The sequence below is a fragment of the Amycolatopsis sp. NBC_01480 genome, assembly GCF_036227205.1.
Lineage (GTDB): Bacteria > Actinomycetota > Actinomycetes > Mycobacteriales > Pseudonocardiaceae > Amycolatopsis.
The window spans coordinates 34,533-40,608 of record NZ_CP109443.1; the positions used below are offsets into that span (position 1 = coordinate 34,533).

Below are 6,076 nucleotides of genomic sequence, written 5' to 3' on the forward strand. Positions count from 1 at the left end.
GTGTTGAGCGGGTTGCCGCTTTCCACTGGAGGCACCGATGTGGCAGACACTGCTCGGCCTGGCGCCGCTGACGGTCGTCGCGCTCGGCCTCGGGACCTGGACCTGCTGGGACATCGCCCGCTCTTTCCGCGCCCCTGGTGAAGACGCCCGAGGTGGCCGCCGTGGCTGACCGGATCTACACCGTGCCCATGACCAGCGCGTTCGACGGGCTGGCGCACGAACTCACGGACGAAGCATTCGCCGAGTCGACGACCGGGGACTACGTCGCGCTGTGCGGTGCCGAGATCCGCCCGACGCCCTGCACCGCGCCGATCGGCCGGACCTGCCCGGCCTGCCTGCAGCTGCTGCTCGTCGCGCGCGGGCTCGCTCCGGAGCGGCCGGTGTACGTCACGGTCCCGGAGCAGTCGCGCGGCCGCGCCCGGCACCGGCGTCCCGGCCGCCTGCAGGCGCTGCTGTCGCACAGCGGGCGGAGCTCGCGGTGAGCCGGGACAACATCGTCGAGTCGGCGCTGCGCCTGCGACACCGTGCTTTCGAGCTGCGCGCCACCGGGGAACCCCGGGCGATCGCGGCCGCCGAGGTCGCCGAGCGCGCCGCCGACTCCGTGCTCGCCCGGGTCGAGCAGGCCGAGGACCAGCCCGGCGGTGATCGACCGTGACCGCGAAGTTCGACCTGCTGATCGAGACGGCGGTCCGACTGGGCTGGCGCGTCGTGCCGCAGATCTTGTACCGGGGCAACGACAACGCGCTGGTCCGCAGCTCGGGCTCGTGCACGGACATCGTGACCATTCCCCTGACGGGCTGGTCGACGGTCGTCCGGCTCGCCGGCGGGCCCGCGCCGGGCGACCTGCGAGCCACCGGAACCGAGGTGTGGCGCCACGTCGTGCCGCTGCAGCTCGCGCTGATGTGGGTCGGCAGCGACGCCGACGACGACTCGGCACTGTCCAAGTGGGACAGCAACATCTGGTTCACCGCGGCACCGAAGAACGAGGACGGGGACAAGCCGTGAGCGACGAACTCGTGCCGCACGAACCGCAGCCGCTGAGCAAGGAGCAGGCCGAGCGTGCGCTGATGGCCTACATCGCCGACCCGGACACACGGCCCGAGGACGCGGACGCCGTCCTCGAACGGCTGCGCGAGCAGTACCACGCTCGACGCGGCAATCCCTGACCACCTGGCGCCCGCAAGCCACGGCCCCGCACAGCTTCGCCTCCCAGCTGCCGGGGCCGTGGCGCGTTCACCTGGACTTTCTCCCCGGCTACCCGTGAACTACCCTCGAACACGTGTTCGAGATTACTGGGCGGGTCCTCCTCGACGAACAGGAGCAGACCGGCCCGCACCCGCGCCAGGCCCTGCGGCTCGTCGAGCCGCCGGTCCCGGTCGAGATCAGGGTCTCGTCGTTCCTGCCCGACCGCAAACCCCGGTGGGCCGAGCGGCCGATCTGGCTGCGGGTCGCCGGGATCGACCTCCACCCGGTGCGGGGCCTGCTCTACGCCTGGGTCCGCTCGGAGACGAACGACTGGTACGGCGTCGTGAGCATGGAACTCGGCTCGCGGCGCGGCCAGCTGCGCGTCGTGCTGCCCGGCCAGCTGGTGCCCGCCGCCGACCTGCGCCCGGTGCGCGACGGCGACGCCGGCGGCACGGTCAGGGACGGCACGGCTGGTAGTCGGTGATGAGGTAGCCGTTGCCGAACTGGCGCTCGAACGTCAGCATCCCGATCTGCGGACCCGCGTGCTCGTCGCCGCCGCTGATGAAGTTCGTGAACGTCAGGTGGCAGGCGTCCAGGTGCAGCGGGGCGCCGGCGGGCGGCGGGCTGGTCTCCTCGGCCTGGGTCGGGATGCCGAGCTGGTTGACGTAGTCGTAGAACGTCCGGACCTGCGTGCGCAGCTTCGCCAGCGCGCCCATGCAGTCCGCGGCCTGGTGCGCGGCGGCGAACTCGGCGGCCGCGGTCGGGCTGAACGCGAAGCACACCCGGTCGGCTTTCGTTGGCACGGCAACGGCTTCGACGAGAGCGAACACGGCGCTGCGCGGGCTGGTCGGCAGCAGCTTCGACACGTTGTGCTGGTGCGCCTCGGCGGCCTGGCGGGCCTGCTCGGCGGCGCGGTCCTGCGCCCCGGCCCACCAGGCGAGCCCGCCGAGCACGACCAGCGCGACCGCGGGCACCAGCGCAGCGCGCGGGACCCACTTGCGCCAGCCGAACCGGTGTCGCCTGATGGTCGACGCGGCGACGGCGCCGAGCGCCAGGCCCCACGCGGTCGCAACCAGCGAGCCCGGGACCTGCGGCATCAGCACGAAAGCGGCCAGGGTCAGCCCGACGATCAGGCCCCACGACTCGTCCACCAGGCGCCGGACGCCCGGCAGGATGACGATCAAGGTCGGCACGACCGCGTAGACCACGGTCGGCCACCAGTCCCACCCGCTCCACCAGAACAGCAGGAATGCCAGCAGGCCCACGCCGAGCAGGACGCGCCGCTGGATCTTCTGCCCGGCCTGCCCCGGGGCCAAGACGCTGAGTACCTGCTGGCCGCCGCTGCCGAATCTCCCCACCATGACTCCATAGTCCACCTGGGACGGATCTTGGCCAGCGGGTTTCTACTCAGACCCCGGGCGGGACGCCCGGGTCAGTCGACGACGGAGGCAGTCCCGGTCACGGTCGGGACGGCGGGGGTCAGCAGCGGGAGCAGCTGGTCGTCGGGGATGTCGATGGCAACGATGGCCGCGGCCAGCGTGGACGGGTCGCCACGGGCCATGTCGAGGCAGCTCCACGGGTCGCCGTTCTCGTCGAGGTCACGCGGCGGTGAGGGCTCGTCGTCGATCCAGCGCGCCGGCCACGCGGCGATCAGTTCGGGCTCGTCCGGGGTGTCCCGGTCGGTGGTGACGACGGCGTACAGCTTCATGATCGGGTCCTTTTCGGTCAGGCGATGGGGAACTGCAGGCCGTTGCGGGTGATGATCTGTCCGGCGATCTCGCGGGCGGTGTCGCGGTGGTGGTCGCCGACGTCGCGGCGGCCGAGCAGCTGGTCGACCAGCCGGTGCAGTGGCCAGGTGATGAGCACGCCGTGGCGAGCGAGCAGCAGGCCCACGCGCCGGATGCGGTACAGGTCGGCGGTGTCCAGCCACGCGTAGAGCAGGATCTGCCACACCCAGCGGCCGACCTTCTCGGCGTCGCGGGTGCTGATCACGGTCTTGACGTCGATCAGCGTGCTGCCCTGCTCGCCGATGCCGGTCTCGGGGTCGACCGCGCCGAGCAGGATGTCCGCGTCGGCCCACTGGGGCACGATCGTGGGCGCAGCGATGCCGAGCGGCTGGCCACTGGCGGGGTTCCCGCCGAGTTTACGCAGGTCCCAGTGTGCGCCGGTGGCGTGCAGCTTCGCCGAGAGCGCGACCAGCTCGGCCACCTGGCGCTCGTCGACCAGGCCGCGCAGCTGCTCGACGCTCGGGCGCCGGGCGCCGGTGAACAGTGCGCCAAGCCGATCGTCGACCTGCCCGCTGCGGTGGATGTCCTCGGCGGCGGAGAGCAGCCAGCTCGACCTCGCCAGCCCGGCCTCGGCGCCTGCCGAGCCCAGCGTCCCGGTCGGCGCGTGCGCGGCGAGGTAGGAACGGCTGCGCTCGAGCAATTCCGCCCACGCGCCCGCGGCCGCCGGCGGGACGGCGCCGCTGCGGTCGACCCCGATGCCTCCGAGGTCCAGCCACGACGTCGCTCCCGGGCGGATGCCGAGCGCGCGGGCCCGGTACTCCGGCGGGAGGTCGCGGTGCGTCGGGTACCGGGCGGCCTGCTCGTGGGCCCATCCCCACGTCGCCCACCCGGCCCGGATCATCCCGAGCAGGGCGTAGTACGGCGGCGCGGGCTGCACCAGGTCGGCCACGCGCTGCCCGAACGCCCCGCCGATCTCAGCCCAGTGGCGCCCGGTGACCTCCCGGACCTGCGGACGGACCGGTTCGACGTCGCGGATGGCGGCCGCGACCTGCTCGACCACGGCCGGGGTCCGGACCAGCGTCTCGGCGCACCAGGCCGCCAGTTTGCTACGCGGGTCGCGCAGCTCGGTCGTCAGTGACACCGCCGGTCAGCTCCTGGGCGCGTGCTGCCGGGACAGCTCGTCGATCATCGCCCGAACCTCGGACGTCAGCGGCGGAACCACGCAGTCCTCGCCCACCTCTTCCATGGAGACGGCGACCGGGCCGGCCCACCCGGTCGGGTGGTGGTAGCCGACCGCGGACAGCACCGTGTCGGCGAGCGGGTTGCTCCGCTGCCCGGCGAAGCTATCGGTGAACCACGCCCGCAACCGGCCCATGCCCTGCGAGCCGAGATCCGGAATCTCGCGCCGGATCGCCTCGTAGGCGCTCTCCCCGGCCGGGATCTGCCCGTACGTCACGCGCCCGTCCGTGTGCAGCACGGCGTAGCCCTCGACGGCATCGGTCATGACTTCCTCCTCGTCGACCCGGCGGGCCGGTCGTCGTCCGATCGGTTGGCGTGCAACGGAAAACCGGTCAGCGTACCGCCGGTCACCGACGTTTCCCGGAACCTTCACCGGGCTGGGTAGCGGCCTGCAGCTGGGTCCGCAGGTCGGCGAGCTGCCGGTCGTAGGTCGTGCGCAGGTCGGCCAGGCGCCGCTCGGTCTCCTCGGTGCCCGCGGTCCGGGCGTCGGTCACCCGCTGCTCGGCGGCCTGCAGCTCCCGGGTGTGCGCCCCGCGCTCGGTCTCCAGCTGGGCCTTCACGCCCGCCAGTTCCTCCCGGGCCTGCCCGGCCCGCTCGGTGGCCGTGCGCAGCTCGTCGGCGAGCGTGGCGCGCTCGGCCTCATGCCGGGTGCGCTGCGCCTCCAGCTCCCCGCGGTGCCGCTCGTCGTCGGCCTCGATCTTCGTGCGCAGCTGACCGAGCTCGGCCTGCGCCTGGCCCTGGGCGGTCTTGGCATCCTCGGCGGCCTGCGTGGCGCGGGCGGCGGTCTCCTCGGCGACCCGAACACGCTGGTCCGCGTCCTGGCGCGCCTGCTCGGCGGCTTCCTCGGCGAGCCGGATCTGCTCGTCGGCGGCGGCCTGGTGCTCGACGATCGCGCGGTCGCGCTCCTCCCGGGCCTCGGTCACCTTCGCCTCGGCGGCCTCCTCGGCGAGCCGGACGCTCTCGGCAGCGGCCTGCTCGGCCTCCCGGACCTGCCGTTCGGCCCGCGCCGTAGTCTCGCCCATCGCCTCGACGGCGGCCCGCTCGGCGGACTCGGCGTTCTCGACGCGGCCCTGGTCGAGCTCGGCCTGCTCCCGCTGCGCGGCTTCGGCGGCCGCCACCCGCTCGCCCGCCTCCCGCTCGACCTGCTCCAGCCGCTCGGCCATTTCCAGGGTCGCGGACCGGGCCTCCTCCTCGCCGGCGCGCGCCCGGTCGGCGGCGGCGGCGGCTTCGCGGGCGCGCTGCTCGGCGGCCAGCTTCACCTCGCGGGCCTGGCCGACGAGTTTGTCGGCGTCGTGCTGCACCGACTCGAACTCGGCCTGCCGGGCGTCATCGTCGCCGATGCGGGAGATCGCGCTGCGCAGCTGGTCCATGTGACGGGCGTTGACGGCCTGCTGGTCGGCGAACAGCTGGACGACGCGTTCCACGATGACGGGCACGGTCTCGCGGGCCAGCTGCACCGGGCGCTCGTTGCTCGGGTCGGTGGGCACCGGCGTGGCCAGCGCCTCGCGCGGCCCGACGTCCTCCAGGCGCTCCTTGAGCCGGAACGCGGTCATCCCGGAGTGCGCGGGCTTGCCCTCGGCGTCGCGCACCACGTCGCAGTAGACGGGCGCCGGTCCGCCTTTCGCGCCCGGCTTGCGCGGCCGGGGCGCCTCGAAGCAGCCTGGGTAGCCGCAGAAGCGCGACCACACCGCCTTGGGCTGGGTCGTCCGCATCCACTCGTGCAGCCCGAACAGGTCGCCCTGCTGCTCGCCGAACTCCGCCGTCACCTGCTCGGCGGCCTCGGCCGTGAGCGCGCCGACCTCGACGGCCTCGCCGATCGCCGCGCGCACCGCCTCCCGAGCGGTCGCCACGTCCGCGACCTGCGGGTTTACCTGCTCTGCCCGGCCCGAACCATCGTTCTCCGTCATGCCCTAAGAGTATCATTT

General features: G+C 73.4%; 11 protein-coding genes. 6 read left to right on the top strand and 5 right to left on the bottom strand.

Annotated elements, in window-relative coordinates:
• Nucleotides 1-37 precede the first annotated feature (37 nt).
• The 6 genes from OG371_RS47230 to OG371_RS47255 all read left to right on the top strand — a co-directional run bounded on the left by OG371_RS47230 (nucleotide 38) and on the right by OG371_RS47255 (nucleotide 1,669).
• Nucleotides 38-169: a hypothetical protein gene (locus tag OG371_RS47230; RefSeq protein ID WP_329073490.1), complete on the top strand. Its 132-nt coding sequence runs from the start codon at nucleotides 38-40 to the stop codon at nucleotides 167-169.
• Nucleotides 162-482 (top strand): hypothetical protein, encoded by a 321-nt coding sequence (locus OG371_RS47235; protein ID WP_329073491.1) that lies wholly within the window; start codon nucleotides 162-164, stop codon nucleotides 480-482. Before OG371_RS47230 ends, OG371_RS47235 begins: the two co-directional genes overlap by 8 nt.
• A complete protein-coding gene (locus tag OG371_RS47240) occupies nucleotides 479-655 on the top strand; it encodes a hypothetical protein (RefSeq protein ID WP_329073492.1) in 177 nt (58 codons plus the stop codon). Before OG371_RS47235 ends, OG371_RS47240 begins: the two co-directional genes overlap by 4 nt.
• Nucleotides 652-1,005 carry a hypothetical protein gene (locus tag OG371_RS47245; RefSeq protein ID WP_329073493.1) on the top strand — a complete coding sequence of 118 codons (354 nt, stop codon included), beginning with the start codon at nucleotides 652-654 and terminating at the stop codon, nucleotides 1,003-1,005. The genes OG371_RS47240 and OG371_RS47245 overlap by 4 nt, the downstream gene beginning before the upstream one ends.
• Nucleotides 1,002-1,166 carry a hypothetical protein gene (locus OG371_RS47250; protein WP_329073494.1) on the top strand — a complete coding sequence of 55 codons (165 nt, stop codon included), beginning with the start codon at nucleotides 1,002-1,004 and terminating at the stop codon, nucleotides 1,164-1,166. Before OG371_RS47245 ends, OG371_RS47250 begins: the two co-directional genes overlap by 4 nt.
• Before the next feature lie 113 nt (nucleotides 1,167-1,279).
• Nucleotides 1,280-1,669 (top strand): hypothetical protein, encoded by a 390-nt coding sequence (locus OG371_RS47255; RefSeq protein WP_329073495.1) that lies wholly within the window; start codon nucleotides 1,280-1,282, stop codon nucleotides 1,667-1,669.
• Here the strand turns inward: OG371_RS47255 and OG371_RS47260 are convergent.
• The 5 genes from OG371_RS47260 to OG371_RS47280 all read right to left on the bottom strand — a co-directional run bounded on the left by OG371_RS47260 (nucleotide 1,641) and on the right by OG371_RS47280 (nucleotide 6,058).
• Complete coding sequence (locus OG371_RS47260) at nucleotides 1,641-2,546, bottom strand: hypothetical protein (RefSeq protein ID WP_329073496.1); 906 nt, start codon at nucleotides 2,544-2,546, stop codon at nucleotides 1,641-1,643. The two genes, OG371_RS47255 and OG371_RS47260, sit on opposite strands and share 29 nt — an antisense overlap.
• A 71-nt stretch (nucleotides 2,547-2,617) precedes the next feature.
• Entirely contained in the window at nucleotides 2,618-2,893 is a 276-nt protein-coding gene (locus tag OG371_RS47265) for a hypothetical protein (RefSeq protein WP_329073497.1), read from the bottom strand.
• 17 nt (nucleotides 2,894-2,910) lie between these two features.
• Nucleotides 2,911-4,053, bottom strand: a complete 1,143-nt coding sequence (locus OG371_RS47270) for a hypothetical protein (RefSeq protein ID WP_329073498.1) — start codon at nucleotides 4,051-4,053, stop codon at nucleotides 2,911-2,913.
• 6 nt (nucleotides 4,054-4,059) lie between these two features.
• Nucleotides 4,060-4,416, bottom strand: a complete 357-nt coding sequence (locus tag OG371_RS47275) for a hypothetical protein (RefSeq protein WP_329073499.1) — start codon at nucleotides 4,414-4,416, stop codon at nucleotides 4,060-4,062.
• An 82-nt stretch (nucleotides 4,417-4,498) separates the two neighbouring features.
• Nucleotides 4,499-6,058, bottom strand: a complete 1,560-nt coding sequence (locus OG371_RS47280; RefSeq protein WP_329073500.1) for a hypothetical protein — start codon at nucleotides 6,056-6,058, stop codon at nucleotides 4,499-4,501.
• Between the last annotated feature and the right edge of the window lie 18 nt (nucleotides 6,059-6,076).